The 25569-nt window shown below is 58.9% G+C and carries 24 protein-coding genes and 4 pseudogenes; 13 read left to right on the top strand and 15 right to left on the bottom strand.

All coding sequences use genetic code 11. From position 1 onward, the window contains the following. Positions 1-132: 132 nt before the first annotated feature. The 4 genes from JW799_RS25795 to uraA all read right to left on the bottom strand — a co-directional run bounded on the left by JW799_RS25795 (position 133) and on the right by uraA (position 4433). The gene (locus JW799_RS25795; RefSeq protein ID WP_205432358.1) at positions 133-1284 is read right to left on the bottom strand and encodes a glycoside hydrolase family 3 C-terminal domain-containing protein; all 1152 of its coding nucleotides are present in this window, start codon (positions 1282-1284) and stop codon (positions 133-135) included. Continuing rightward, the gene (locus tag JW799_RS25790; protein ID WP_205432356.1) at positions 1281-2333 is read right to left on the bottom strand and encodes a glycoside hydrolase family 3 protein; all 1053 of its coding nucleotides are present in this window, start codon (positions 2331-2333) and stop codon (positions 1281-1283) included. Before JW799_RS25790 ends, JW799_RS25795 begins: the two co-directional genes overlap by 4 nt. Before the next feature lie 107 nt (positions 2334-2440). Then, positions 2441-3103 carry a TetR/AcrR family transcriptional regulator gene (locus tag JW799_RS25785; RefSeq protein WP_205432353.1) on the bottom strand — a complete coding sequence of 221 codons (663 nt, stop codon included), beginning with the start codon at positions 3101-3103 and terminating at the stop codon, positions 2441-2443. Positions 3104-3137: 34 nt separating this feature from the next. Beyond that, positions 3138-4433 (bottom strand): uracil permease, encoded by a 1296-nt coding sequence (uraA, locus tag JW799_RS25780; RefSeq protein ID WP_205432351.1) that lies wholly within the window; start codon positions 4431-4433, stop codon positions 3138-3140. Between the two features lie 294 nt (positions 4434-4727). On the opposite strand from uraA, the gene JW799_RS25775 reads away from it, so the two are divergent. The 4 genes and pseudogenes from JW799_RS25775 (at position 4728) to JW799_RS25760 (ending at position 7957) form a co-directional block, all read left to right on the top strand. After that, on the top strand, positions 4728-4985 hold the full coding sequence (locus JW799_RS25775) for a PDDEXK family nuclease (RefSeq protein WP_205432349.1): 258 nt from the start codon (positions 4728-4730) through the stop codon (positions 4983-4985). 49 nt (positions 4986-5034) lie between these two features. Then, the gene (locus tag JW799_RS25770) at positions 5035-5520 is read left to right on the top strand and encodes a nitroreductase family protein (RefSeq protein ID WP_205432347.1); all 486 of its coding nucleotides are present in this window, start codon (positions 5035-5037) and stop codon (positions 5518-5520) included. A 44-nt stretch (positions 5521-5564) separates the two neighbouring features. After that, positions 5565-7016: a cardiolipin synthase gene (cls, locus tag JW799_RS25765; protein ID WP_205432344.1), complete on the top strand. Its 1452-nt coding sequence runs from the start codon at positions 5565-5567 to the stop codon at positions 7014-7016. A 9-nt stretch (positions 7017-7025) separates the two neighbouring features. Beyond that, positions 7026-7957, top strand: a pseudogene (locus JW799_RS25760) (AEC family transporter). Between the two features lie 69 nt (positions 7958-8026). Here the strand turns inward: JW799_RS25760 and JW799_RS25755 are convergent. From JW799_RS25755 to JW799_RS25725, 8 genes and pseudogenes are all read right to left on the bottom strand, one after another. After that, positions 8027-8938, bottom strand: a complete 912-nt coding sequence (locus tag JW799_RS25755) for a helix-turn-helix domain-containing protein (RefSeq protein ID WP_205432341.1) — start codon at positions 8936-8938, stop codon at positions 8027-8029. Between the two features lie 163 nt (positions 8939-9101). After that, a complete protein-coding gene (locus tag JW799_RS25750) occupies positions 9102-10082 on the bottom strand; it encodes an aldo/keto reductase (protein ID WP_205432339.1) in 981 nt (326 codons plus the stop codon). A 126-nt stretch (positions 10083-10208) separates the two neighbouring features. Then, positions 10209-10550: a LytTR family transcriptional regulator DNA-binding domain-containing protein gene (locus tag JW799_RS25745; RefSeq protein ID WP_205432337.1), complete on the bottom strand. Its 342-nt coding sequence runs from the start codon at positions 10548-10550 to the stop codon at positions 10209-10211. 95 nt (positions 10551-10645) lie between these two features. Next, on the bottom strand, positions 10646-11107 hold the full coding sequence (locus JW799_RS25740; protein ID WP_240353405.1) for a DnaJ family domain-containing protein: 462 nt from the start codon (positions 11105-11107) through the stop codon (positions 10646-10648). A gap of 106 nt (positions 11108-11213) precedes the next feature. Continuing rightward, a complete protein-coding gene (locus JW799_RS25735; RefSeq protein WP_338026371.1) occupies positions 11214-11651 on the bottom strand; it encodes an MFS transporter in 438 nt (145 codons plus the stop codon). Further along, positions 11637-11801: pseudogene (locus JW799_RS29835) on the bottom strand (MFS transporter); the annotation flags it as partial. The gene JW799_RS25735 and the pseudogene JW799_RS29835, both read right to left, overlap by 15 nt. Beyond that, positions 11765-12415 carry an MFS transporter gene (locus JW799_RS25730; protein WP_205432335.1) on the bottom strand — a complete coding sequence of 217 codons (651 nt, stop codon included), beginning with the start codon at positions 12413-12415 and terminating at the stop codon, positions 11765-11767. The pseudogene JW799_RS29835 and the gene JW799_RS25730, both read right to left, overlap by 37 nt. 13 nt (positions 12416-12428) lie before the next feature. Next, complete coding sequence (locus tag JW799_RS25725) at positions 12429-12875, bottom strand: MarR family winged helix-turn-helix transcriptional regulator (protein ID WP_176220834.1); 447 nt, start codon at positions 12873-12875, stop codon at positions 12429-12431. Positions 12876-13110: 235 nt separating this feature from the next. Between JW799_RS25725 and JW799_RS25720 the strand changes: the two genes are divergently transcribed. Further along, positions 13111-14178: an RluA family pseudouridine synthase gene (locus JW799_RS25720; protein WP_205432333.1), complete on the top strand. Its 1068-nt coding sequence runs from the start codon at positions 13111-13113 to the stop codon at positions 14176-14178. A 768-nt stretch (positions 14179-14946) separates the two neighbouring features. On the opposite strand, the gene JW799_RS25715 is transcribed toward JW799_RS25720, so the two are convergent. After that, positions 14947-15774: an aldo/keto reductase gene (locus JW799_RS25715; protein ID WP_080838124.1), complete on the bottom strand. Its 828-nt coding sequence runs from the start codon at positions 15772-15774 to the stop codon at positions 14947-14949. Positions 15775-15806: 32 nt separating this feature from the next. After that, the gene (locus JW799_RS25710; RefSeq protein ID WP_080838127.1) at positions 15807-16793 is read right to left on the bottom strand and encodes a lipoate--protein ligase; all 987 of its coding nucleotides are present in this window, start codon (positions 16791-16793) and stop codon (positions 15807-15809) included. A gap of 159 nt (positions 16794-16952) precedes the next feature. On the opposite strand from JW799_RS25710, the gene JW799_RS25705 reads away from it, so the two are divergent. The 6 genes and pseudogenes from JW799_RS25705 to JW799_RS25680 form a co-directional block, all read left to right on the top strand. Further along, positions 16953-17564, top strand: a complete 612-nt coding sequence (locus JW799_RS25705) for an ArsR/SmtB family transcription factor (protein ID WP_080838130.1) — start codon at positions 16953-16955, stop codon at positions 17562-17564. Beyond that, positions 17557-17856, top strand: a complete 300-nt coding sequence (locus JW799_RS25700) for a hypothetical protein (RefSeq protein ID WP_080838132.1) — start codon at positions 17557-17559, stop codon at positions 17854-17856. The genes JW799_RS25705 and JW799_RS25700 overlap by 8 nt, the downstream gene beginning before the upstream one ends. Positions 17857-17933: 77 nt before the next feature. Continuing rightward, the gene (clpP, locus tag JW799_RS25695) at positions 17934-18518 is read left to right on the top strand and encodes an ATP-dependent Clp endopeptidase proteolytic subunit ClpP (protein ID WP_205432331.1); all 585 of its coding nucleotides are present in this window, start codon (positions 17934-17936) and stop codon (positions 18516-18518) included. Positions 18519-18711: 193 nt separating this feature from the next. Then, a complete protein-coding gene (locus JW799_RS25690) occupies positions 18712-19269 on the top strand; it encodes a TetR/AcrR family transcriptional regulator (RefSeq protein ID WP_176220836.1) in 558 nt (185 codons plus the stop codon). A gap of 105 nt (positions 19270-19374) precedes the next feature. Next, entirely contained in the window at positions 19375-21102 is a 1728-nt protein-coding gene (locus JW799_RS25685; protein WP_205432329.1) for an ABC transporter ATP-binding protein, read from the top strand. Positions 21103-21131: 29 nt separating this feature from the next. After that, positions 21132-22382, top strand: a pseudogene (locus tag JW799_RS25680) (ABC transporter permease); the annotation flags it as partial. Between the two features lie 130 nt (positions 22383-22512). Here JW799_RS25680 and JW799_RS25675 read toward each other — a convergent pair. Further along, a complete protein-coding gene (locus JW799_RS25675) occupies positions 22513-23859 on the bottom strand; it encodes an ISLre2-like element ISTco1 family transposase (protein ID WP_080836672.1) in 1347 nt (448 codons plus the stop codon). Positions 23860-23970: 111 nt separating this feature from the next. Between JW799_RS25675 and JW799_RS25670 the strand changes: the two are divergent. Then, a pseudogene (locus JW799_RS25670) lies at positions 23971-24573 on the top strand (ABC transporter ATP-binding protein); the annotation flags it as partial. A gap of 180 nt (positions 24574-24753) precedes the next feature. After that, on the top strand, positions 24754-25452 hold the full coding sequence (locus JW799_RS25665; RefSeq protein ID WP_205432327.1) for a hypothetical protein: 699 nt from the start codon (positions 24754-24756) through the stop codon (positions 25450-25452). Positions 25453-25569 lie beyond the last annotated feature (117 nt).

Here is a 25569-nt window from a genome sequence, read left to right as displayed (position 1 = left end):
GCCGTATGCGGACCCGCATGTACGGTGGTGTGAGAGGACGGAGGCTAGGCGCCTCCTCCTACTCGATTTCGAAAGAGGAGTGCCGTCGTCCCGGGAACGCACCCGGGAACGCAGGCTGCAGGCGATCAGGCCTTATCTCTCCGAAAGCTCGGAGACGAACGCCTTCAGATTCGGCATCATGATCTCCAGTTTTTGGAGGGGCATGCCGAGCAAAATCGGGAAAATCGGGCTGTCGTCGTTCAAGTTCATGCCCGCGAACGCTTGCTTGATCCGGGCGGAATAGCGTTCGTCCTCCAGCCATTCCTTCAGGCTGTGATCGGCCGTCAGCGGCTCGCGAATATCGTCTTCCGACCGGAACGCGACCTGCGCGGACAACCGGATGTCGCGGGAGGACGCGCCGACGAGAATCGCGAAATCGCCGGATTCGACGGCGAAGCGGCCGAGATGCTCGCAATAGTGGGCAAAAGCGCGTTCGTCCAGCTCGATTTCCACCGTTTTCGTCTCTCCCGGCGCCAGCTCCACTTTGGCGAAGCCTTTCAGCTCTTTCTCGGGTTTGGCGACGGAAGACAAAACGTCCCTTACGTACACCTGGGCGATTTCTTTGCCGGCACGGTCTCCCCGGTTCGTCACGTCGAACTTGACCCGCAGAAGCTCGCCGTTCCTCAGATCGGCCGCGGAAAGCTCGAGGCGCGAATAGTCGAAGCGCGAGTAGCTGAGGCCGTAGCCGAACGGATACCGGACGTCCAGCTTCTTCGCATCGTAATAACGGTAACCGACAAAGATGCCCTCGTTATAATGAACCTTGCGAATATTGCCCGGGAAACTCAGGTACGACGGATTGTGCTCCAGCGCGAGCGGAAACGTTTCGGTCAGCTTGCCGGACGGGTTCGTTTCGCCGAACAGCACGTTCGCGATCGCGGAGCCTCCCGCCTGGCCAGGGAGCCATGCGTGCACGATCGCCCTCGCCAGGCTTTCGAACGGGCCGACGTCGATCGCGGAGCCGCTATGGTTGACGACGACGACGTTCGGGTTGACGCCGGCTGCCGCTTCGATCAGGCGCAAGTGGCTGGCCGGCAAATTCAGATCCGCGCGGTCGTAGCCTTCGCTTTCGATTTTTTCCGTGGTGCCGACGAACACGATGACGGCGTCCTTGCCCTTCGCCAGCTCCTTCGCTTCCTCGATCAGCTCCTCGTCGATCGATTCGTCCCTGTAGCCCGCGCCGTAGACCGTATTCGCGAAGGCGGACAACGCGTCAAGCGGGATATCGAGCTTGGCCGGATTCATATGGGAGCTGCCGCCCCTTGAAACCTGGGCATTTCGGCGAACCGCCCGAGCACGGCGACGTTCGCCCGCTTTCGGAGCGGCAGCAGGCCGCCGTCGTTTTTGAGCAGGACGATCGCTTCCTCGGCAACCTCGCGGGCGAGCTCGTGATGCTTCTCCGTCTCGAGCGCCGGCACGTCGCGCCTCGCTTCGATCGCTTGGCGAATGACGCCCAGCACGCGGCGCACGTGATCGTCAAGCTGCTCGTCCGTAACGAGGCCGTTCCGATACGCCTCCAGCACTTCGGCGTCCCGCGCCCCGGGACCCGGCATCTCGAGGTCGAGGCCGTACCGGACCGAAGCGACTTTGTCGCCGACGGCGCCCCAGTCGGACATGACGAGACCTTCGAAGCCCCACTCGTTTTTCAGGATTCCGTTCAAATATTCGTCGTTATTCGCCATTTGCGTGCCGTTCAATTTGTTGTAAGAGCACATGATCGTCCACGGCTTCGCTTCCTTGACGATCATCTCGAACGGCAGCAGGTACAGTTCCCGCAGCGTGCGTTCGTCCGCTTCGGTGCTGACGACCATCCGGTTCGTTTCCTGCTCGTTCGCGACAAAGTGCTTGACGGACGTCCCGACGCCGCCGGACTGCACGCCTTTGACGAAGGCGGCACCCATGCGGCCGCTCAAATAGGGATCTTCCGAATAATATTCGAAATTGCGTCCGCCGAGCGGAGAGCGCTTGCCGTTGACGCCCGGCCCGAGCAAAATGCCGACGCCGTAGTGCTGACACTCCTCGGCCATCGTCCGTCCCGCTTCCCCGATCAGCTCTTCGTTCCATGTCGCCGCCATGGCCGCCTCGATCGGAAACGCCGTCGCCGGCTTCGTGTTCGATAAAATGTCCCCGGTCTCGTCGGAAGCGCTGAGGCGCAAGCCGTGCGGGCCGTCCGTCAGCACGATAGAAGGAATGCCGAGCCTTTCGATCGCGTTCGTGCTCCAGAAAGAGGCGCCGGCGAGCAGGCGGATTTTTTCCTCCGCCGTCATGTTGCCGATCAAAGCTTCGATGTCCATCGTTCAACCTCCGCATCTCATCATGAAATCAAACCTGTATCCGATTTCAATATACAAAAATGGCACAACATGTGTCAATTATAAATTGCACACGTTGCGCCAAAATGCTATCCGTTTTTTAATCCGTATGCGATCAGGTTGACGAGCATGCGGATATCCTTCAAATCGTAATCGTACGTTTGCTTGAAAATTTCCCGTCTGCCGACGATTCGGGTAATGAGAGCGAACAGGGCGTGGTTAATCGTCAAAATCGTGCCGCTCACCTCCCGCTCCGTCATCGGCCGGATGCTTCCGTCCGCGATGCCGGCATTCAGCGCCGCATGCAGTAAACGGTACACTCCGTATTGCTCGAGCTCGGGCGTCGTGAACTCGTAGCTTTCGGCGTTTTTGAAGACGCGGTCGAATTCGTTCAAGTATTCGATTTCCGAAATGTGCCGCAAATAGTGGTCGAGCACGAGCTCCAGCATCGCTTCCGTTTTCCCGAATCCGGCCTTGGGCGTTTGCAAGACGTCGTCCAGCCCGTCCACCGCCTGAAGCCGCCCGAGAAAATCCTGCTGGATGTCGATGGCGATTTCCTCTTTCGTATTGTAGTAATGGTAAATCGTCCTTCGGCCCATGCCCAGCTCATCGGCAATCTGCTGCATCGACGTTTCGTGGATCCCTTGCCGGATGAACAGCCTCTCGGCGACCTGCTTGATTTTCGTTCGGCGCTTCTGCTTGATCGCGCTCTCGCTTGCCTGCGTCTGCCTGGCGGAAATTCCGACGAACATGCGGATTCACCTCGAAATGGTTATGCTGCGCGCGTCAATGGCCGCCGGAAGCTTCCTCGTCGTTGGACAGCCGGGCGATTTCGAACACTTTGAACAGCAGGCTGAGCAGGATGGCGACGACGGTGGCCAGCGCCATGCCGGAAAGGGAGAAATCGCCGGCCGTGATTTTGACGCCGCTCAGCCCCGTGACAAGGACGACGGTCGTCAAAAACAGGTTCGTCGGCTTGCTGTAGTCCACCTTGGACTCGACGAGCATCCGGAAGCCGGACGCGGCGATGACGCCGAACAGCAGCAAGGAAACGCCGCCCATGACCGGCACCGGAATGTTGGCGATGAGCGCGGAAAATTTGCCGAGGAACGACAGCGCGATCGCGATGATCGCAGCGCCCCCGATGACGAACGTGGAGTAGACGCGGGTGATCGCCAGCACGCCGATGTTTTCCCCGTACGTCGTGTTCGGCGTGGAGCCGACAAAGCCGGATATCATCGTCGAAATGCCGTTGCCCAGCATGGAGCGGTGGAGACCCGGGTCCTTGGACAAATCCTTGTCGACGATGTTGCCCGTCACGATCAAATGCCCGATATGCTCGGCCACGACGACGAGAGCCGCCGGAACGATCGTCAAAATCGCGGTCCATTCGAGAGTCGGCATCGTGAAGGTCGGCGTGTCGAACCAGGAAGCGGCCGCGACGGCGTCCATCTTCGTTTCGCCCATCAGGTAAGCGAGCACGTAACCGGCGACAATGCCGATCAAAATCGGAATGATGCGGAAAAAGCCGCGGAACAGCACGGAGCCGAGCACCGTGACGAGCAGCGTCGCGACGGACAGGATGATCGAATCGGAATCGGGCTTCCAGTCGGCGCTTCCGTTCGCGATCCAGCCGGCCATGCCCGCCGCGGTCGGAATGAGCTCGAGGCCGATGACGACGATGATGGCGCCCATCGCGGCGGGCGGGAACACGACGTTGATCCAGCCGGTGCCGGCTACCTGCACGATCAGGGCGATCAGCGTAAACACGACGCCGGCTGCGATAAAGCCGCCCAGCGCCGCCGCATAGCCCGCTTCGAGCGAGGCATGCGAGCCGATAACCGCTCCGGCCGGCGCGAGAAAGGCGAAGCTTGAGCCGAGGTAGGCCGGAATTTTCCCCTGGCAAACCCACAAATACAAAAGCGTGCCGATCCCGTTCATCAGCAGGCAAACGGCCGGATCGACGCCAAGATAGGTCGGGACGAGCACCGTCGAACCGAACATCGCGAACAAGTGCTGCAAGCTGAGCATCAGGCTCTGGCCCGCAGGCGGTCTTTCATGAACCCCGATCGTACGTTTCATTCGTTGAAGCCTCCAGTTTTTCGCCATGAAGTTGCATTATCCTTGTAGATTTTACATACGGGAAGGCTCGCGGGCAAGCGTTTTATGCGAAACTTATTCTCATTGATTCCCTTTTCGGCGGCTTCCTAACGGTCCGGCCTGTTTGTCCAAGTCCTATCCGTCGGGTTGCTCGGGGCCAAACTTGGTTTCGGGAACGAACCGTAAGACCGCCTCCCGACAAATTGCGACGGGCGAGGCTCCCACTCGTTCCGATATGCTATAATGGAAGCATTATGAAGCGGTCGAGGTGGCGTCATGGCAGATTTCCGGGACGAACGCTTTGAAATTATCGGCGGCGTCCGCTATGATTTTCTATCTTCGCCCAAGTACCCGCATCAGGAATACTGGCTCGCCGACCCGACGTACCGGACGGTCGACCGGTTCGTGCCGGAGGATCGGACCTATCGCTTTACGGGAACGCTGACCGAAAGCGATACGCTCGTTTCCGCCGCGATTCCGTGCCTGTCGATCGACCTTGGGGCCGTGTTCCCCGAGCCGCTGCCCGACGCCTGAGCAGCCGATTGCCCGCCTTCAATTACGAAAAGAGGAGAGTTTCGCCGTCATGCAAACACTGGAAGCCATCAAGACGCGAAGAAATATCAAAAGCTTCAAGCCCGAACCGCTGGATCGGGAGCTGGTCGTTAGCTGGCTGGAGGCGGCAAGCTACGCGCCGAACCATCGGATGACCGAACCGTGGGAAATCAAATTCGTCGGGCCCAAGACCCGCGCGGAAATCAATCACAAGACGAACTTCAACGACGCGCCGATCGTGATCGCCGTCATCTCCAAAGGGGCGCCGACGCCGATGGACCGCGACGAGCACGTCATGGCGACGGCCTGCTTCGTGCAAAACTTCCTGCTCGCCGCGCACGACGCCGGAGCCGGCGTGTTCTGGTCGTCGATCGGCGCATCGCCGCGCGGCCGGGGCATTCTCGGCGTGGCGGAAGGGGACGACGTCATCGGCATGTTCGGCATCGGCTATCCCTCCGAGACGCCGCCGGCCAAGGAAAGGACGCCGATCGCGGGCAAAATCGAGGATTTGGCTTAACGACGGAGCAGGGCAAGCAAAAATAACCCGCAGAGGTTTCATCTATGTCGCTTTCTTCCATTACGCAAAACATTTCCTATATCGTTTTGCTTGCCAACCTCATTCTTGCGATCGGCGTCATTTTTTTCGAGCGGCGCAATGTCGGGGTTACTTGGGCATGGCTGATGGTTTTGCTTTTTTTGCCCGTCGTCGGGTTTCCGCTATACCTGCTGTTCGGCCAAAATTTGAGCCGGCTGAAAATGTACAAAATCAAAAAAGAAACCGAGGAGCGCTTCCGCGGCATTATCGAACGCCAGCGGAAGCAGTTCCGGCAGCACAAGCTGGTATACAACGATGAAACGGCGGCCGAGTACGACGATCTCATTTATATGAACCTTTCCAGCGCGATGTCGCTCTACACGCAGGACAACGACGTCCGGATTTTTACCGAAGGCACGTCCAAATTCGAGGCGCTGCTGGGCGAGCTGGAAACCGCGAAGCATCACATCCATTTGATGTACTACATCGTGCACGACGACGGAATCGGGCGCAAGCTGCTCGATTGCCTGGCCCGCAAGGCGGCCGAAGGCGTGGCCGTTCGCTTCTTGTACGATCCGGTCGGCAGTCACCGGCTGCACTCCCGTTTTTTCGAGCCGCTGGAAAGGGCGGGCGGAGAGGTTGCGGCTTTTTTCCCGTCTCGCATCCCATATTTGAACTTCCGGGTCAATTACCGCAATCACCGCAAAATGGCGATTATCGACGGGAAGGTCGGATATATCGGCGGAATCAACGTCGGCGACGAATATTTGGGCCTGGTGGCGAGATACGGCTTTTGGCGCGACACGCACTTGCGCTTGCAGGGCTCCGCCGTCAAACAGATGCAATCGCAATTTTTGCTCGACTGGAACCTGGCTTCGGGACGGATGTTCGAGGGAGATCCTTATTTTCCTAATTTCACCGGAGACGGGGAAGTCGGCATGCAGATCGTGTCGAGCGGTCCGGACCAGGAGATGGAACAAATCAAAAACGGCTATATCCGGATGATCCATCTCGCCAAGGAGTCCGTCTGGATTCAAACGCCGTATTTCATTCCCGACGAAAGCCTGCTGAACGCCATCCGTCTCGCCGCCCTGTCCGGCGTGGACGTGAAGATCATGATTCCGGCCGAGCCCGATCACAAAATGGTGTACTGGGCAAGCCGGTCCTACCTCGGCGATTTGCTTTCGCTCGGGGTGCACTGCCTGCTGTACGGCAAAGGTTTTTTGCATGCCAAAGCGCTCGTCATCGACGGCAAGGCGGCGACGGTGGGGACGGCCAATTTCGATATCCGCAGCTTTAAGCTTAACTTCGAATCGAACGCGTTTATATTCGATCGGGGCGTGGCGGAACAGCTGAAGCGGACGTTCGAGGAGGATATGGCGTTTTGCCGCGAACTGACGGAGGAGGAACACTTGAACAGGCCGCGCCTGCATAAAATTCGCGAATCGGTGACGCGGCTGCTATCGCCAATTTTGTAAGGAGAGACGATGACTCTTTTTTTCACGATTCTGTGGAACAACGTTTTGCCGCTGTCGATCATGATTTTGATCGGAGCGGTCATGCAGCGCTTGTTCTCGCTCGATATCCGGACGTTGTCGAAGCTGAATTTTTACGTATTTTCCCCGGGGTCATGTTTCAACTGCTGTATACGACGGAAATCTCGACGCGTCTGTTCGGAACCGTCATGCTGTTTTGTTTCCTGTTTTTCGCCGCCCAGTACGCGCTCGTCGAGATCGTCGTGCGGCTTCGAGGGCACAAAGGCGGCATGAGGAGCGCGATGCGCAACAGCGTCCTGTTCTACAACAGCGCGAATTACGGCATTCCGATCAACCAGCTCGCGTTCGCGGGCAATCCGCATACGCTGGCGATTCAGATTTTGGTCATGGTCGTGCAGTCGCTTGTGCCGAATACGTACGGCATCTACAACGTCAACGCGCACAAGGCGGACTGGCGGAAAATCGTCAAAATCATTATCGGCATGCCGGTCATTTACGTCATTCCGGTCGCGCTCGCGCTGCGCGGCTTCCAGGTGCCGCTGCCCGGCTTTGTCGACACCTCGGTCGGCTATTTGGCCGACGCGTTCATCGGCACGGCGCTGCTTACGCTCGGCGTCCAACTGGGCAGCATGAAGTGGTCGTTTCAACGAACGCTTGCGCTCGATGTCGGCTTGTCCGCGCTGCTCCGGCTGGCGGCCGGCCCGGCGTTGGCCTGGCTGATTACGCTGCCGCTCGGGCTGGACGCGCTGACCGCATCCGCGCTCATCGTGTCGTCAGCCGTCCCGACCTCGCTAAGCAGCGTTCTGCTTGCGGTCGAGTTCGACAACGAGAAGGAGTTTTCTTCGCAGGCCGTCTTTTTTTCCACGTTATTCAGCATCGTGACCGTCACGATCGTCATCGGACTCGTTTATACCGGCACTTGAACGAACAAGGCTCGCCTTGCCGACAGAACCGTCTGTCCGCGGGGCGAGCCTTTGCCTTTCCGGCGGCGGTTATTCGAAATTCAAATTGACCGGCTCGTCCGGCAGCTCTTCCTCTTCGGACGCGCCCGTCGTCGGCACCGACTCGTCGACGACGTCGAAGCGGAGCGTATCCGCCCACGCTTTTCCCGGCCCGCACAAAAGGATGCCGAAGGCGATCGCCACGCTGTCGCGCGGCACGTCGAGCACGACGGAGCAATGGGTCCAGGCCGTCGTTCCTTTGATGGGGCGATTGCCCATGTTGTCGAAGCCCAGCATCTCCTGATCCTTGCCGTCGATCCGCATCCACAGGCCGCACCACCCGGCGACGTTTTCGGTCATGAGGAAGCCGGACAGCCGGAGCCGCTTGGCGCGATACGCATCCGCCTTGAACATTTGCATCATCGTGCCGAAGCCGTCGGCCGATTCGCCGCGGGATTGCAAATACCCCGACGCTTGTCCCTGGTGCGCGGATTTGCGGTCGATGCCCATTTCATAGCTCGCAGGGTGGCTTCCGCTCATGATCCACCCTTTCGGTTCCTGTGCAAAATCGGTTGCGGTCGTTTCGTTCATTCGGGTTTCCCCTTTCCGGTTTGTTTGTTCCATAATGGCCATGACGTAGGTCCGGTACCTGCCCGGGGTCATTCGGTACTGTTTCTTGAATGCGCGCGTGAACGTCTCCTGGGAATCGAACCGATAATCGAGCGCGATTTCCAAAATGCGCCGGCCCGTCGTCAAAAGCTCGCCCGCCGCGCTTGCGAGCCTTCGTTTGCGCACGTATTCGGCCGGCGTCATGCCGACGTGCTGCTGAAAAAGCCGATGAAAGTGATAAGGCGAAAAAGCGGATCGGCTTGCCAGTTCGTCCAGGCGGAGGTCTTCCTGCAAATTCGCTTCCACGTATCGGAGCGCGCGTCCGATCGCCTCCGCGTGATCGTTGTAGATCATCGGTTTTTCTTTTTTTCACCTGCCTTTCGCTTGAACCAAGCTTAGCACCCGAACGGACGGTTCCGTTTGATTTTTCTTGCGAAGCAGGGGCCGTTCCCGGGACCGAAAACGAAAAACCGGAGCCGCCAGCCACGCGCAGCTCCGGTTATCCCGATGCCTCCCGTTAATTCGGCAGGCGATAGACGGCGAACGGTTCGCCGTTGCGGTACGGATCGCTCATTTCGTCCAGCTTGCCCGCAACGTCGTCCGGCAGCTCCAGGGAAACGCTTTGCAAGTTTTCCAGCAGCTGTTCGGTTCGCGTCGCCCCGACGATGACGGTGGAGACGGCCGGCCGGCGCATCAGCCAGGCGATCGAGAGCGCGCCGGGCGTAACGCCCGCTTCTTCGGCGAGCCGGGCGACCTTTTGGCCGAGTTCCAATCTGCCGTCGTCTTTGAAAAAGCGGCCGAAGCTCGGATCCGTATCGGCCCGCGAACCGGCCGGCTTCGGATTGTCGCCCTCGTATTTGCCGGTGAGTATGCCGCCCGCGAGCGGAAAGTAAGGGATGATGCCGATGCCCTGATCGAGAGAGAGCGGCACCAGCTCGCGTTCGGGCGTGCGGTCGGCGAGCGAATAGCTGGTCTGTACCGAAACGAAGCGGTTCAGTCCGAGCCGGTCGCTGATGCCGACCGCCTTCATCAATTCCCAGGCCGCATAGTTGGAGGCGCCGATATAGCGGACTTTGCCGGAACGGACCATGTCGTCGAGCGTCCGCAAAGTTTCCTCGAGCGGAGTGGCCGGATCGAACGTATGGATCTGATAAAGGTCGACATAATCGGTCCGGAGCCGCTTCAGGCTTTCCTCGAGCTGCCGCATCAGATGAAAGCGGGAGGAGCCGCGGTCGTTCGGGCCGGGCCCGAACACAAGGCCCGCCTTCGTGGCAAGCACGGCTTCGGATCTCCGGCCTTCCAGCGCTTCGCCGATGATGCTTTCGGATGCGGTTCCCGCGTAAATGTTGGCCGTGTCGATAAAATTCATGCCGCGATCGAGCGATTCGCGGACGATCCGCACGGAGGCGCTCCGATCGGCGCGCTTGCCGAACGCGTTCGTGCCCAGCCCGAGCGCGGAAACCTTCAGGCCGCTTTGTCCCAAATGGCGATACAACATAGGCGTATACCTCTCTTCCTGTCGTTAACTTGAATATACTCCGATACGGGCGGGCGTGCAAACGAAGGAAAACGAAAATCCCCTTCCGCGCCGCCGAAGCGGAGACGGAAGGGGATGCGGAACCCGTTAAAGGGGGAGCGGCCGGGAGGAACGTTCGCGGAGCAGCTGGCGGATGATCTGCTGCTTGCGTTTGGAAACGGGCAAGCGTTTGCAGCCGGCGCCTTGGTCGCCGAAATACAAGTAATCGTCCGCGATCGTCGAAATTTTATTCAAATTCACGTAACAGTCGGAACCGACGCGGAGAAAATCGGCATCCCGCATCAATTCGTTGCGCTGTTCCGAGGACATTCGCTTCTTTATATTGTAATTGCGTCCGTGAAAGCTGATGAGACCGTGCGAACCGACCCGGAAGTAGAGCGTGTCCCTTTTGGGCTCGATGACCTCGTACCTGCTCATAGCTACGTCCATCTTTCCAAGACCCCCTTCAGAAAGTGTGCTTGGTAGCGCTTTCATTATAACACATTTAGACCAAAAGTTAACCCCCTTTTCGGGGGGAAATCCGCCTATTTTTTTGGCTGCTTTTCCGATTTCGGCTCGAAATTTCGCGCCTCGGCCGGTTCGGCTTCGCCCGCAAGCTTCCGCTCGATGCGGTCCTCGTACTCGCCGAACGCTCCGATTCCGCTCCAGCCGCGCTGCTCCATCATCATCCGGTAGCGGAACCGCTTTTCGGCAAGCCGGCCGCGCAGCTCGGCGCGCTCGTTATCGTCGCGGCAGCACCGGAGCAGGTCTTCGAGCGTAACCATCTCCTTGCGCAGCTCCATTTCCGGCGGAAGCGCGCCCGCGTTTTTGAGCAGCCGGAACCCCATGCGGAGCTCTTCCGGCACCGAAGCGAGCTCGTCCGGGGGAGGGGCTTTCCCTTGCCCGGCAAATCGTCGAATTCGCCCTTTCTTTGGGCTTCGATAATGCGTTCGTTCGCGATCGATTGAAACCAGTCCACGATCCGTCGCCTCCCTGCATTGAAGCATTCCCGATCGTACCGATTGTATCATGATCGGGAGCGGAAATATAGCAAGCGGGGCTCCCGCACGATAAAAGCCGGAACCCCGCTTGCCGTATGCGATCCGCCGCGGTTCACCCTTTCGCCGGACGGTTCGTCCGGTCGGCAAGGCGGGCTTTGCGGTGAGTCAGGAAATAATAGACGAGAGCGCCGCAAGCTACGACCGCCGCGGACGCCAGATACATTCTCCTGTTGCCGGCCGAAGCGGCGATGCTTCCCAAAACGACGGACCCGATGCCGACGCCGCCGTCGAAGAAAATAAAATAGGTGCCGGTGGCCATCGCCGTCCGGTGGGCCGGGGACGCTTGAACGGCGATTGTTTGCAGGATCGGCGCCATCGTGCCGAAGCCGAGTCCGATTAAAGCGGCGGACAGCAGAAAAACAAACGGATTATTCGCCGCCGACAGGACGACAAGACCGACCGCATACAGCAAAATCGTCGGATAGACAAGATAATGCGTGCTGATTTTATCGAACAATTTGCCGGTAAAAGGACGGGAGAGGACGATCATCACCGCGTAGACGACAAAGTAATAGCTGGCGACGGAGCTCATGCCGATCTCTTTGGCATATACCGGCACGAACGTCAGAATGCCGGCATAGGCAAACGCCATCAGCATGGACGTTATCGCGATCGGAATGGCTTTCGGCTCGACGAAGCTTCTCCAATGCCATTTGGAAAAGGCGGGAGCGGCCCCGCGGGCGCGGGCCGGGGCTTCGGAATGTTGGCGACGAAGCCGAGAACCATCCCGAGCGCGGCCAGGACGGAAAAGACGACGAACAAAAGATTGTACCCGCTGTGCTCGACGATCAGCAAGCCGAGAAACGGACCGAGCACCATCGCCAAATTCATCGCCAGCGTGTAATAGCCCATCCCTTCCCCTTTTCGTTCTTTGGGCACGAGCTCGATCGCGACGGCTCCGTTGCCCGTGGTGGCGACGCCGAAGCTGAGGCCGTGGACAAAGCGGAGCAGCAGCAGGAGGCCGAAGCCGGCGACGGCCGAATAGGCGAACATCGACGCCATGAACAGCGCGATGGACAGCAGGAGCACCGTACGGCGCTTCGAACCGTCAAGCCAGCGTCCGGCAAACGGCCGCATGATAACCGCGGCGATGACGAAAGCGGTCATCGCCCAGCCCGCCTGCTGCTGATCCCCGCCCAGTTCGTCGGTAACGAACGTCGGGAGGGTTGCGGAAAGAGAATAAAACGTAATGAAAATAAAAAAGCTGCTAAAGCAGATGCTGAGAAAGTCTTTCGTCCATAATTTTTGCTTCATTTTTTCGCCTCTTCTAGCTTTCGTTCATTTGACGCAGCCGGTTATTCGTGTTCGTTTCGATCTGCCCGAGAAGGCGATTCAGTTCGTTCAATTCGCCGGGCGAAAGTCCGGCGGTCGCGATTCGGACCGTTTCCCGCTCGATCGGGCACAGTTCTTCGTACAGCCGTTTCCCTTCGTCCGTAATTTGCGGCAGGAAGGAGCGGCGATCCTCGGGATTGGCCGTCCGGACGACGAGCTTCTTGCGCTCCAACTGATCCAGAATGCGAGTGACGTTCGTCTGGTCCTTCCCGACCCGGAACGCAAGCTCTTTCTGGGTGATCGCTTCCTGCTCGTTGAGGCGGGCCAGCACCGACCATTGCTCGGTCGTCACGTCATAGGGAGCGAACCGCAAAGAGAGCAGTTGAGTCAGCCGGCGTCCGGTCTGGTTGATGATAAAACCGATGGAGTCGTCAAGCGTCATGCGTGATTTCACCTGCCCAGTCATTTAGTTGCTATAGCAATTATATATGGTGCAATTATATGGTGTCAATGAACGGATTGCGATTTTTTGCCCGGTTAGGATGAGCTTCCGGGCCGGCCGCTATGAATTGTTGCGGTTGTCTGGACGAGGGGGTTGAACTTGCGGCCGCCGATTGTTACGCTTGAAAGGATCCGCCGCGATGGCGGGACAACGTTCAGGGAGTGTTGACGAGGCGATGATTACGCGCACGGTATCCCCGTCGGAAAGCGGCAAGCGGCTGCACCGCTACTTGCGGCAGCTCATGCCGAATATTCCGTTGGGTCAAATTTATAAAATGATCGACCAGGGCAAGGTCAAAATCAACGGAAAACGCAAAAAACAAAACTACGAGCTCGCGGCTGGAGACGAATTGACGCTTTATATGGAAGACGCGTCATTCAAGGAAGCTTCCGTCGGGCAGCCGAAGCCGAAATACGTCGGCGTCAACGCCAACATCGACGTCGTCTTCGAGGACGACGAGCTGCTGGTCGTTGCGAAGCCTGCGGGCGTGCTTACGCACCCGGACCGTCCGGACCAGAAGGATTCGCTCATCAACCGCGTGCACGCGTATTTGTACCGGAAGGGAGGGCTGGACAGCGCGCTGTTCATGCCGGCGACGGCCAACCGTCTGGACCGGAACACGAGCGGTCTCGTCCTCGTCGGCAAAACGGCGGGCATGCTGCACCGGCTGAACCAATGGATTCAGAAGCACGAGCTGCAAAAATATTATTTGACGATCGCCGAAGGCCGGCTGCAAGGCGAAGGAACGTTAACCGGCAGTCTCGTCCGCGACGAGAAGGGCAATCGGACGCGCGTCGTCGGAGATGCCGGCGGAAGCCCGGAAGGGGACGGCGGCGGCAACGGCGCGATCGGAAGCGCGGCAGGGGGCGGAAGCGCGGAGCAACGCCCGCAGCAAGGATCGAGGCAAGGCCCGCAGCAAGGACCGCGGCAAGGCCCCCAGGAAAAGAGCGCCACGACGCATTATCGCGCGCTGCAGCACGGCAAAGGCTGCACGCTGCTGGAAATCGAGCTGGTGAGCGGACGCACCCATCAGATTCGGGCCCACCTGCAAAGCATCGGGCACTCGCTGCTGGGCGACGTCAAATACGGGGGGCGGCCGTTTGCGGGGGTGAACCACCAGCTTCTGCACGCCTGGCGGATCGTTCTGCCGGACGGCAGGGAATTTCGCGCCCCGCTTCCCGAGCGGATGCGAAGCACAATGGTCAAGGCGGGGCTTTCGCTTCCGTTGTCGGAGGAGAACTAAATTAACGGCCCCGCAAAAGGGCCTTTTTTCTACTATACTCTCGCCCGGTTGAGTCGCGGCGGCTCATCTCGGCCCGCCAACCGTATCCAGCCGCACGCAGTTGAGTAAAAATGACTTATCTCAGCTCCTCCGCACGACTGGCAGCGGTTCAGATGAGTCGTGACTACTCATTTAGACCCGTGATGCTCGCACAGCCGCGCGCAGTTGAGTAAAAATGACCCATCTCAGCTCCTCCGCACGACTGGCAGCGGTTCAGATGAGTCGTGACTACTCATTTAGACCCGTGATGCTCGCACAGCCGCGCGCAGTTGAGTAAAAATGACCCATCTCAGCTCCTCCGCACGACTGGCAGCGGTTCAGATGAGTCGTGACTACTCATTTTGACCCGTGATGCTCGCACAGCCGCACGCAGTTGGGTAAACGTTGGGCAGCATGGGCTGCTTATATTGGATTTCATCCCATCAACGAAACGAGAATCGATGCTTATTTGGTCTAGAGTGGATTTTATCCAACGAAAAACAGCCATTTCGGGCGAAAAGAACGAAATGGCCTCGCCAGATTGGATAAAATCCAGCGAGGCCAGACCCTTTTCGCGCAAAAGCCGGTGTAGATTGGACAAAATCCACTGTAGCTTCGCTATCGCGCCTACCTATACAGACCCAAACTTTAAAGGTTGATATCGTCAGGCAATCCGCCGATCCCGGCCAAGAAACCGCCGGTCCCCGCCAAGAAACCGCCGGTCCCCGCCAAGAAACCGCCTGACTCGCTTTAGAACAAAAACTCGTCCGGATTCGAGCCGAAGCGGCGGTTCCGGTTCAAGCCGTCGATCCGTTCCATGTCCTCCGCGCTCAGCTCGAAATCGAAAATGTCGGCGTTCTCGGCGATCCTCGACGGGGTGATCGATTTCGGGATCGTGACGACGTCGTGCTGCAAGTCCCAGCGAAGCACGACTTGCGCCGGCGTCTTGCCATATTTGGCCGCGATTTCCGCGAGGACGGGCTGGTCCAGATTGCCCTGCATGAGCGGACTCCAGGCTTCGAGCTGGATGCCGTTCTGCTTCGCGTAGGCGAGCAATTCCTTTTGCGTCAGAAGGGGATGGAACTCCACCTGGTTGACGGCGGGCACCGTCTCGCTCGCTTGGCGCAGCGTCTCCAGGTGATGAACGTGGAAATTGCTGACGCCGATCGCGCGGACATAGCCGTCGCGGTACAGCTTCTCGAACGCGCGCCACGTGTCGACGAATTTGTCTTTGCCCGGCCAGTGGATCAGCAGCAGATCGACCGTGTCGATGCCGAGGCGTTTGCGGCTTTGCTCGAACGCGGCCAGCGTCGTGTCGTAGCCTTGATCCTCGTTCCATATTTTGGTGGTAATAAACAGCTCGTCCCGGGAGATGCCGCAGGTGCGGATCGCCTCGCCGACGTCGCTTTCGTTATTGTAAATGCGGGCCGTGTCGATGCTGCGGTAGCCGGTTTCCACGGCGGCATGAATCGCGCGCCGCGCGTCCCCCGGCTCGGTTACTTTCCATACGCCGAGCCCCAGGCGGGGCATGCGCACGCCATTGTTCAGTACGATCGTGTCTTGAATGCTTCCACTCATTTGTTCGTTCCTCCAATCGGGGTTTGCCTTATTTATATAAGCAGGCCCAGCCATTCTTCCCGGTCGACAGGACCGAAATAGAAGGCAAGGTCCACGCCTTCAAGCGCCTTTTCGATCGCCTCTCGTTCGTAGCGAACGCCGATCAGCTTGCTCGTCACGTCGGACACTTCTCCCCGCCCGAAAAAGTCGCCGTAGATGGATGCTTCGGCGATAAGGCCTTTCTCGACGTTCAACCTGACGTCGAACGTGCCGGCGGCCAGCCGTTTCATTTGGCGGACGTTGGATGCCGGGGACAGGCCGTAATTCCAATCCCAGTTGCGGTAACGCTCGTCGGCCAGCGCCTTGACGCCGGCCCAGTCTTCCTCGGTCAATATGTAGCGCCGAACTTCCCGGCCTTCGAAAATGGACGTCAACAGGAATTCCTTAAACCGGTCGATCGTCATCGGCTCCGGCAAAAATTCGGCGATGTTGGCGACCCGGCTGCGCACCGACTTGGTCGCTTTCGATTCGAATTTGAGCGGATTCGGCTTCAAGGCCGAGGCCACGTTTTCCATGCGGGAATCGAACAAAAGCGTGCCGTGGCTGAACATGCGGCCGCGGGTGGAAAACTGGGCGTTTCCGGAAATTTTGCGTTCGCCGACCTGCAGGTCGTTGCGGCCGGACAATTCGGCTTCGACGCCGAGCTTCTGAAGGGCGGCGACGACCGGGGCGGTGAACTTGCGGAAGTTGTGGAACGAATCCCCGTCGTCCCGGGTGATGAAGCTGAAGTTCAAATTGCCGAGATCGTGGTAGACCGCCCCTCCTCCGGAGAGCCGGCGGACGACATGGATGCCGTTCTTTTCGACGTATTCCGCGTTCACTTCTTCGGCCGTGTTCTGGTTTTTGCCGATAATGATGGACGGCTCGTTAATATAGAAAAGCAAATAATCATGCTCGGCCGGCAGCTTCCGCAGCGTATATTCCTCAAGAGCGAGGTTAAACGCGGGGTCATGGCTGTTGCCGTTGTCGATGAACAGCAAGACGGTATCCTCCTTACGCGAAGATGATCACGACTTCTATTTTACGCCAGCGGGAGGCGGAGAACAAATCGGGCCGTTTTCGGCATCCGGATTGCTTGACATGAAGAGTTTCACGTAATAAAATTGGTTTACGTAAAAATAAATTTTTAGGTGAATCGAATGAAGAGCCAGGAGATCATGGACGTGTACCGGTTGGAGACGCCCGAGCAGGCGCTGGCGCTGCTCAACCCGCTGCGGGCCGAAATGTTGCGGTTGCTCGAGGAGCCGGGCTCCGCTTCGGAAATCGGCCGCAAGCTCGGCGAATCGGCGCAAAAGGTAAACTACCATCTGAAAGGGCTGGAAAAGGTCGGGCTCGTGCGCCGAAGCGGATCGAGGCAGGTGCGCAATTTGATCGAGGTCATGTACCAAGCCGTCGCGCGCACGTACGTCATTCCCGACACGTTCGGCTGGCCGGAGCATTTGACGCGGCGGATGAAGGATCAGGGAGCGCTGAGGCAGCTCGTCAACGCGGCGGAGCGAATCCGCAGGGACGCGATGGCGCTGATGGAGGCGTCGGATTCGCGGGAGCAGGTGCCGAGCGCGGTGCTGGAGACGGAAGTGGCGCTTCCGGACGAGAAGACGAGGGCCGCGTTTTTGCGCGATTACGCGCAAGCGGTGCGGGAAGTGGCGGAGCGGTACCGGGCGGCTTCGCCGGATGCGGGGGGCGAAGCCTTTCGCGCCGTATTGGCCGTTTATCCGGAAGTCAAACAAGGAGGAGAACGCGATGAGTGAAAACAGTCCGGCCAAGGAAAAGGAAACGAAACAAAAAAGCGAAAGGCCGATCGTCGTATGGGAGACGCGCCGGGACGGCCGCGGCGGCAAGCGGGGCGAAGGAAACGCCGGCGCTCCGCTCCCGCTGCGCGAACCGCCGGCAAGCGGGGAGGCGACCGTTCGCCTCGTGCCGCTGACCGATTCCGCCGGCCTGCCGGAGGGAGCGGTCGTCATCCGTATCGCCTCGTCGGGCTTTGGGGGGGCGCAGCCGCTTCCCGCGCACCCGAACGCGGAACTGCGCTGCGCGGCTTAAGCCGGCCGCCCGTTTGGCGACCGTTCCGTTCCAAGGTTTTTCCCAAATGACCAATTCATTTCAGGAGGTGCCCGATCATGAGTTACATTCCAGTCGTCGTCGAGCAAACGAGCCGCGGAGAACGGTCCTATGACATTTACTCCCGGCTATTGAAGGACCGCATTGTGTTTCTCGGCTCGGCGATCGACGACCAAACGGCCAATGCGATCATCGCCCAACTGCTGTTTCTCGCGGCGGAGGATCCGGACAAAGACATCCATATGTACATCAATTGCCCCGGCGGATCCACGACGGCCGGCCTCGCCATCTACGATACGATGCAATATATCAAGCCGGCCGTATCGACGATCTGCGTCGGGATGGCGGCATCGTTCGGCGCCGTGCTGCTGGCGGCGGGCGCGGACGGCAAGCGCATCGCGCTGCCGAACGCCGAAGTGATGATTCACCAGCCGTGGGTGAGCGGCGGCGGCGTGCGCGGCCAGGCGTCCGACATCGCCATTCACGCGGAGAACATTCTCAAAACGCGCGACCGCCTGAACAGGATCCTTTCCGGGAGAACGGGCCAACCGCTCGAAAAAATCGAGAAGGATACGGACCGCGATTATTACATGACCGCCGAAGAAGCGATGGGCTACGGGCTGATCGATCGCGTATTGAACTGACGGCGGGCGCCGGCGTAGCGAATCAAAGACTGTCCGAACGGAGCGCGATGTTCGGGCAGTCTATTTGTTTTTCCATATAAAAATGCCATTGACGTAGTGAGTCCTCACTATTTATAATGATCGCATGGATACGAACAATACTCCACCGTCGCGCAAACGGGCCAAAGGCATGAATCTCCAGGACCGGAGAGCGATGATCGTTCAAACGACGCTTCGGCTGCTGAAAGAGGTAGGGCCGAGCGTCACGACGCTGCAGATCGCCCGGGCCGCCGGGATCAGCGAGCCGACTATCTTCCGGGCCTTCGCCGACAAGCAAGAGGTGTTGGAGGCAAGCCTGGAAGAAGCGACCAAACCGGAGCATATCGCGATTGAATTGGAGGCAATCGACCTGGAAGCCGGCTTGGAGGAGCGCTTGACGAAGCTTATCGAAACGATGCGGGACCATTCGGAAAGAACGGGGGCGATCCTGAACGCGATCCGTCTGGCTTCTCCGTCCGGTCCGAAGGTTCCCGGGCCGCGAGCCGAAGAACTGCAGCGAAGATGGTTTGAACGGTATAAAGTCATTCACGCCTCCGTGTGCAAAATTTTGGAGCCGGACGAACCGCGCTTGCGCCTTCCGGTCGCCGAAATGGCAAGCGCGGTGCTCGCCATCGTGCTGTCGATCGGCCGCACCGGAGGCTCGAACAGCGGACTTCCGGTCGTCACGTCGAAGCAGTTGACGGATCTTATTTTGCACGGGGCTTTGAAGTAAGCTTTCGCTCGCGCCCGAATCACGGTTCATATTCAGTTCACAATAGCGTTCTATAGTTTGCGCTATGAACGGTCAAAAGGAAAAGACATTGGAGATGGTCGATCGATGGTAAAGCTTTTCCGGTTTTTAAAGCCCTACCGTTGGGGCGTCGCGCTCGTCATGGCGCTCGTATTGCTTCAGTCGTTGGGCGAGCTGTACTTGCCCACCCTGATGTCCGACATCGTCAACAACGGCGTCGTCGGGGAGAATACGCCTTACATTTGGCGGATGGGCGGCTTCATGCTGGCCGTAACGATTGTCGGAACGTTCGTTTCGATCATGGCGAGCTATTTTTCGGCGAAAATTTCGTCGGGCTACGGCAAGATCGTCCGGGCCAAGGTGTTCAAGCACGTCGAAAACTTCTCGCTGGAGGAGTTCGACAGAATCGGCACGGCTTCGCTGATCACCCGCACGACCAACGACATCAACCAGGTTCAGCAGGTGCTGATGATGATGCTGCGTCTGATGGTGATGGCCCCGATGATGTGCATCGGCGGAATCATCATGGCGCTGTCGAAGGACGCGAAGCTGACGCTTGTGCTGCTCGTGGCGCTGCCGGTGCTCGCGCTCGCGATTTTTCTGATCGCGCGCAAAGGCATGCCTTATTTCAAGGCGATTCAGACGAAGCTCGACCGGCTTAATCTCGTGCTCCGCGAAGGGTTGACGGGCATCCGGGTCATTCGCGCCTTCAACCGGACCGGACACGAGAAAGAACGGTTCAAGGAAGCGAATCGCGACTTGACGGATACGGCGATCAAAGTCAATCAGATCATGGCCGTCATGATGCCGCTGATGATGCTGATCATGAATTTTTCGTCGATTTCGATCGTCTGGTTCGGGGGCCTGCGCGTCGGCAGCGGGGATATGGGCGTCGGCGACTTGATGGCTTTTATCCAATACGCGATGCAAATCATGTTCTCGCTGCTCATGTTCTCCATGATGTTCGTCATGGTGCCGCGGGCTTCGGCATCGGCCGTTCGCATCGACGAGGTGCTGAACATGGAGCCGACCGTCACGAATCGGTCGGAGAAGGCCAACGCGCCGACGGAACGGGGAACGGTGGAGTTCGACAACGTCGCGTTCAGCTACCCGGGAGCCGAGCAGCCGGCCGTCGAGGGCCTTACGTTTACGGCGAAGCGGGGCGAGGTGACGGCCATTATCGGCGGCACCGGCTCCGGGAAATCGACGCTCATTCATCTCATCCCCCGGTTCTACGACGTCGACAGCGGCTCCGTCCGGGTCGACGGGATCGATGTCCGCGACTGGACGCAGGAACAGCTCCGGCAGCGGATCGCGCTCGTTCCGCAGAAGGCGGTTCTGTTTACCGGGACGATCGCGGACAATATTCGCTACGGCAAAGAGGATGCGACGGACGAGGAAATTCGAAAGGCCGCCGAAGTGGCGCAGGCGCTCGATTTCGTCTCGGGGATGCCGGAAGGGTTCGATTCGACGCTCGCCCAGGGCGGCACGAACGTGTCCGGCGGGCAGAAGCAGCGGCTGTCGATCGCCCGGGCGCTCGTGCGCAAGCCGAACGTCTACTTGTTCGACGACAGCTTTTCGGCGCTCGACTACAAAACGGACGCCAAGCTGCGGGCGGCGCTGCGCGGCGAAACGGCCGACGCGACGGTCATCATCGTCGCCCAGCGGGTGAGCACGGTCATGGACGCCGACCGGATTATCGTGCTGGATGAGGGGAAAATCGCCGGAATCGGCACGCACGGCGAACTGATGGCAAGCAGCGACGTTTACCGGGAAATCGTATCGTCGCAGCTTTCGGAGGAGGAGATCGCGTGAGCAAGGAACCGAACCGGACGCAAGCCGGAATGCCTCCGAGACCGCCGGGCCCGGGCGGCCCCGGCGGGCCGGGCATGGCGGGGATTCCGGTCCAGAAGCCGAAAAATTTCAAAGCGACGTTCAGGCGTCTTGTCGGCTATTTGCGGCCCCACCGCTTCAAACTGCTGGCCGTACTCGTAACGGCGATCATCAGCACAGTCTTTTCCATTTTAAGTCCGAAAATTATGGGCCAGGCGACCGACAAGCTGTTCGAAGGGTTCATGTCGGGATCCGGCATCGACTTTCAAGGCATTTGGGTCATCATCATGACGTTGGCGGGCTTGTATGTCGTAAGCTCCCTTTTCGGTTTTTTCCAGCAATACTTGATGGCGGGAGTGGCGCAAAAAACGGTTTACAAGCTGCGCAACGACGTGAACGAAAAGCTGGAGAAGCTGCCGCTGAAATTTTACGATTCGCGGACGAACGGCGATATTTTGAGCCGCGTCGTCAACGACGTGGACAACATCAGCAACACGCTGCAGCAAAGCCTGACGCAGCTGATCACGTCGATCGTGACGCTGGTCGGCGTCATCGTCATGATGCTGACGATCAGTCCGCTTCTTACGCTGATTCTTGTCCTGACGCTCCCGTTGAGCTTCATTGTCATCGGCATGATCGCGAAACGGTCGCAAACGTATTTCAAAGCCCAGCAGGCGCATTTGGGCGAGCTGAACGGGCATGTGGAAGAAATGTACACCGGGCATGCGGTCGTCAAGGCATACGGACGCGAACGCCAATCGATCGCCCGCTTCGAGGAAGTGAACGACAAGCTGGACGAAGCGAGCTGGAGAGCCCAATTCGTTTCGGGAATCATCATGCCGCTCATGACGTTGATCGGCAACATCGGCTACGTGTTCATCTGCGTCGTCGGGGGCGTCCTCGTCATCCAACGATCGATCAGCGTCGGGGATATTCAAGCTTTCATCCAATATGCCAGACAGTTCACGATGCCGATTACGCAAACGGCCAATATCGCGAACATTATCCAATCGACGATCGCTTCGGCGGAGCGGGTGTTCGAGCTGCTCGACGAGCCGGAGGAGACGGCGGAAGCGGCGGCTCCGGCCCGGCTCGCGGCGCCGAAAGGGAACGTGGCGTTCCGTGACGTCCGCTTCGGCTACAGCGAGGATAAGCCGCTTATTGAAAATATGAACATCGACGTCAAAAGCGGGCAGACGGTGGCGATCGTCGGACCGACCGGCGCGGGCAAAACGACGCTGGTCAACCTGCTCATGCGCTTCGTCAGTGTCAAGCTAGCGTGGGCAGTCATTTAAGATGCCTGGAACGCGAACCCCGAAGGAACCTCTTCCTTGTAAGCGCTTTGCTTCGTTCTTTCATCAAACACAAGTGATTTGTCAGAATTTTTTGCCGTTATCCGCGAAGTGCTTTGAGTGCCATACCCGTTGTGCTGCTTTGCTTCGGTCCTTGCAGCATGCGAATCATTCCAGCGATACAACCCTTGACCGGTTGCGTCACGTTCTTGAGCAATTGCCGCATGTTTATCGACTGCTGCGGCGTTGCCTGCTTACTCGCTTGTCCTTCAACCGTTCTTACCACCGTGCCCGCTTCTTGAATCCTCATCATCGTCCTCAGCATCGCCCTGACGCCTCGCTCACTCCAACTGTACCCGCCACGCTTCGTCCGCTTGGCGAATATACGCATCTGCGATTCCGCGCTTCCCATCGGGCGCATACCGCTTGTGTCGATCCCCTTCGCCTGGAGTGTTTTTCGGTAGTCGTCCAAATGCTTCTCATGCCGCTTTAGAAATCTTTTATACGGCTTCCAATCCTTCCGGTTCTCTTCCGCTATCTCTTGCTCCGACACGCCTTCCAGGACCGCCATAAGCGCGGCTGCATCCTGTTTGGCCAAAGACCGTCTCACGGTCTCCCACACCTGCGGCAAATGACCAACAAAGCGTTTCAAATCACGCGCCACATGAAAGCGGTCCAGCATGTACAGACATTGGTGAAAGTAGGATGTACATTCCCCGATCCACGCCGCGCCGTCTCCGTTCACCACAAGCCACGTGTTCTCGTCGATTTCGTAACGCTCCACCAGAAAGTCCCCGAACCCTTCCCAGAAGTCGCCGCCGCTCGTATGCAGGTAATGCTGTTTGTTCTTCAGCTGTACCCGCTTGCCGTTCTTCTCCCAGCCTTCGTGTACGACTGCAATTGCGTTCTCCATCCCGCGCTTTTTGCTCCGCTGCAGCTTCGTGTACAGCCCATCCACTTCCACGAACAGCACGCGGGCAGCGCGCCGTTTCACCGCTGGCATCGGCTGTTGCGCACGCTCCATCAGTTTTTCCCTGATCGCTTGGTGGCTCAGCACATTGTAGCCCAAAAGCTGCTCCAGCCTCTTTGCGCTGTCCCGGTACGACGGTCCTTGGCTTGCGAATGCGATTGCTGTCTCTTCCAAATGCGGACTGACTTTCCCGCGCCCTTCGAATTGCAACAGCTGATCCAGCAGATACACGTGTTTGCCGCTTCTACGGTCACAGTACAATCTCCGCTTAAAGCGCACATTCCCGAACACTGTGTTGACGCTTGTTTCACGCTCGTCCTTTACTCGATAACGCTCTCGGTCCCGTTGCTCCAGGATCTGCTGATCCAGCGCCTCCAGTACCTGCTTCATCGCACGAGCGAATTCCTCCTGCATTTTCCGGAAAATCCATTGCTCAATCTCTTTCATCGTCGGCATTGTTGTGGTAAAGTGGCTCACAGGAGCTTCCTCCTTCTTGGTGTGTTGTGCGCAAACATCACTTTACCAAGGGAGAAGCTCTTTTTCTATATCCGCTTTTTCCAATTCCTACACCCACAGAGATTTTACACTATCATGCGCTTCTACGAGCTGAACGGCGGATCGATCACGGTCGACGGGACGGACATTACCCGCTTGTCCCGGGCGGATTTGCGCGGCATGTTCGGCATGGTGCTGCAGGACACGTGGCTGTTTAACGGAACGATTCGCGACAATATCGCGTACGGGCGGAAGAACGCCACCGAAGCCGAGGTGGTCGAGGCGGCCGCGGCCGCGCATGCGGACCATTTCATCCGGACGCTGCCGGACGGCTATGACACGGTGCTGAACGAGGAAGCCTCCAACATTTCGCAAGGACAGAAGCAACTGCTGACGATCGCGCGGGCGATTTTGGCCGATCCGTCGATTCTGATTCTCGACGAAGCGACGAGCAGCGTCGACACGCGGACGGAAGTTCTCATTCAGAAGGCGATGAACCATTTGATGAACGGCCGAACGAGCTTCGTCATCGCCCACCGGCTGTCCACGATTCGCGACGCGGACTTGATCCTCGTCATGAACAAGGGAACCGTCATCGAGCAGGGAACGCACGAAGAGCTGCTGGCGCAAGGCGGATTTTACGCGGAGCTTTACAACAGCCAGTTTGCCGGAAGAGTGCGAGCAAGCGCGGTCTGACCGGGCATTTGCAAGTCCCCGAACGTCCGGCTTGGCCGGCTTCGGGGACTTTTTGCTACGTTAAGCGCGATTTCCCGTTGAATGCAGCCGAAAATTAATCCGTTCCTCAGATTCCGTTCACGCTCCGTTCATTTTCCCGTGGTAACTTTCGAATAGCGAAAAGCGGGAGGGATGATCCGGATGAAAAAATGGCATTTGCTTCTGGGCGGGCTTCTGGCGATGGCCATGCTCGCGGGCTGCGGGTCGGACGAGTCCGGCGCGGCCGGCGAATCCGCGGCGGCGGGCGCCGCCGCCCAGACGGAACAAGCGCAGACGGCGGACGGTGGCGGACAAGCCCGGCAGGGGGGACCCGGGGGCGGCTTCGGGATGACCGACGAGAACGGGAATGCGGCGGATCTGATCGGCAAAATCAAAAGCGTCAGCGGCAATACGATCACCGTATACAAGTCGCAAATCGATCCGTCGCAAACGGGAGGCGGCCGCGGCGGAATGCGTAGCGGCGGCAGCGAAGGGCAGGACGGCGCGGCGCGGCCCCCGAGCGGGGACGCGGAGACGTCGAATGGGGCTGCGCCGTCGCCGGGCGGCGATGGCAGCGCGCAGCCGGGAGACGGCGGGAGCGGCAGGCCGCCGGGCGGGGTGAGCATGGACGAGATGTTCACGGAGGAAACCGTCGACATCACCGTTACCGATGCGACCGTCATTCGGCAAACGTCGTTCGAAAACAACGAGATGACGACGACGGACGCGGCGCTGGCCGACCTGAAAGAAGGCGACGTGCTGACGATTTGGCTCGCCGAGGGGACGCAGGAGGCTTCCTCGATCCGGCTCGGAGCCTTCGGCGGCGGCATGGGAGGCGGCGGCGGTCCGGGACAGCCGTAGGGGACGGATGCCCCGCCGGCTTCCGGCGAGGATTCCGCCGGCGCGGCCGATGCTTCGGCAGCGGCGAACGCATAGGCTAACAACTTGACAGTTAAAAAGGCAAGCCCGCCGGCAAAC

The sequence above is a fragment of the Cohnella algarum genome (assembly GCF_016937515.1).
Classification (GTDB): Bacteria; Bacillota; Bacilli; order Paenibacillales; family Paenibacillaceae; genus Cohnella; species Cohnella algarum.
Note: the sequence above shows the minus strand (reverse complement) of the source record. Positions and strands in the feature narration are given on the sequence as shown.

Coding starts and splice junctions, on each gene's coding strand:
- JW799_RS25795 (WP_205432358.1), bottom strand. CDS start 1,284: ATGAATCCGGCCAAGCTCGATATCCCGCTTGACGCGTTGTCCGCCTTC.
- JW799_RS25790 (WP_205432356.1), bottom strand. CDS start 2,333: ATGGACATCGAAGCTTTGATCGGCAACATGACGGCGGAGGAAAAAATC.
- JW799_RS25785 (WP_205432353.1), bottom strand. CDS start 3,103: ATGTTCGTCGGAATTTCCGCCAGGCAGACGCAGGCAAGCGAGAGCGCG.
- uraA (WP_205432351.1), bottom strand. CDS start 4,433: ATGAAACGTACGATCGGGGTTCATGAAAGACCGCCTGCGGGCCAGAGC.
- JW799_RS25775 (WP_205432349.1), top strand. CDS start 4,728: ATGGCAGATTTCCGGGACGAACGCTTTGAAATTATCGGCGGCGTCCGC.
- JW799_RS25770 (WP_205432347.1), top strand. CDS start 5,035: ATGCAAACACTGGAAGCCATCAAGACGCGAAGAAATATCAAAAGCTTC.
- cls (WP_205432344.1), top strand. CDS start 5,565: ATGTCGCTTTCTTCCATTACGCAAAACATTTCCTATATCGTTTTGCTT.
- JW799_RS25755 (WP_205432341.1), bottom strand. CDS start 8,938: ATGATCTACAACGATCACGCGGAGGCGATCGGACGCGCGCTCCGATAC.
- JW799_RS25750 (WP_205432339.1), bottom strand. CDS start 10,082: ATGTTGTATCGCCATTTGGGACAAAGCGGCCTGAAGGTTTCCGCGCTC.
- JW799_RS25745 (WP_205432337.1), bottom strand. CDS start 10,550: ATGGACGTAGCTATGAGCAGGTACGAGGTCATCGAGCCCAAAAGGGAC.
- JW799_RS25740 (WP_240353405.1), bottom strand. CDS start 11,107: ATGCTTCAATGCAGGGAGGCGACGGATCGTGGACTGGTTTCAATCGAT.
- JW799_RS25735 (WP_338026371.1), bottom strand. CDS start 11,651: ATGATCGTCCTCTCCCGTCCTTTTACCGGCAAATTGTTCGATAAAATC.
- JW799_RS25730 (WP_205432335.1), bottom strand. CDS start 12,415: ATGAAGCAAAAATTATGGACGAAAGACTTTCTCAGCATCTGCTTTAGC.
- JW799_RS25725 (WP_176220834.1), bottom strand. CDS start 12,875: ATGACGCTTGACGACTCCATCGGTTTTATCATCAACCAGACCGGACGC.
- JW799_RS25720 (WP_205432333.1), top strand. CDS start 13,111: ATGATTACGCGCACGGTATCCCCGTCGGAAAGCGGCAAGCGGCTGCAC.
- JW799_RS25715 (WP_080838124.1), bottom strand. CDS start 15,774: ATGAGTGGAAGCATTCAAGACACGATCGTACTGAACAATGGCGTGCGC.
- JW799_RS25705 (WP_080838130.1), top strand. CDS start 16,953: ATGAAGAGCCAGGAGATCATGGACGTGTACCGGTTGGAGACGCCCGAG.
- JW799_RS25700 (WP_080838132.1), top strand. CDS start 17,557: ATGAGTGAAAACAGTCCGGCCAAGGAAAAGGAAACGAAACAAAAAAGC.
- clpP (WP_205432331.1), top strand. CDS start 17,934: ATGAGTTACATTCCAGTCGTCGTCGAGCAAACGAGCCGCGGAGAACGG.
- JW799_RS25690 (WP_176220836.1), top strand. CDS start 18,712: ATGATCGTTCAAACGACGCTTCGGCTGCTGAAAGAGGTAGGGCCGAGC.
- JW799_RS25685 (WP_205432329.1), top strand. CDS start 19,375: ATGGTAAAGCTTTTCCGGTTTTTAAAGCCCTACCGTTGGGGCGTCGCG.
- JW799_RS25665 (WP_205432327.1), top strand. CDS start 24,754: ATGAAAAAATGGCATTTGCTTCTGGGCGGGCTTCTGGCGATGGCCATG.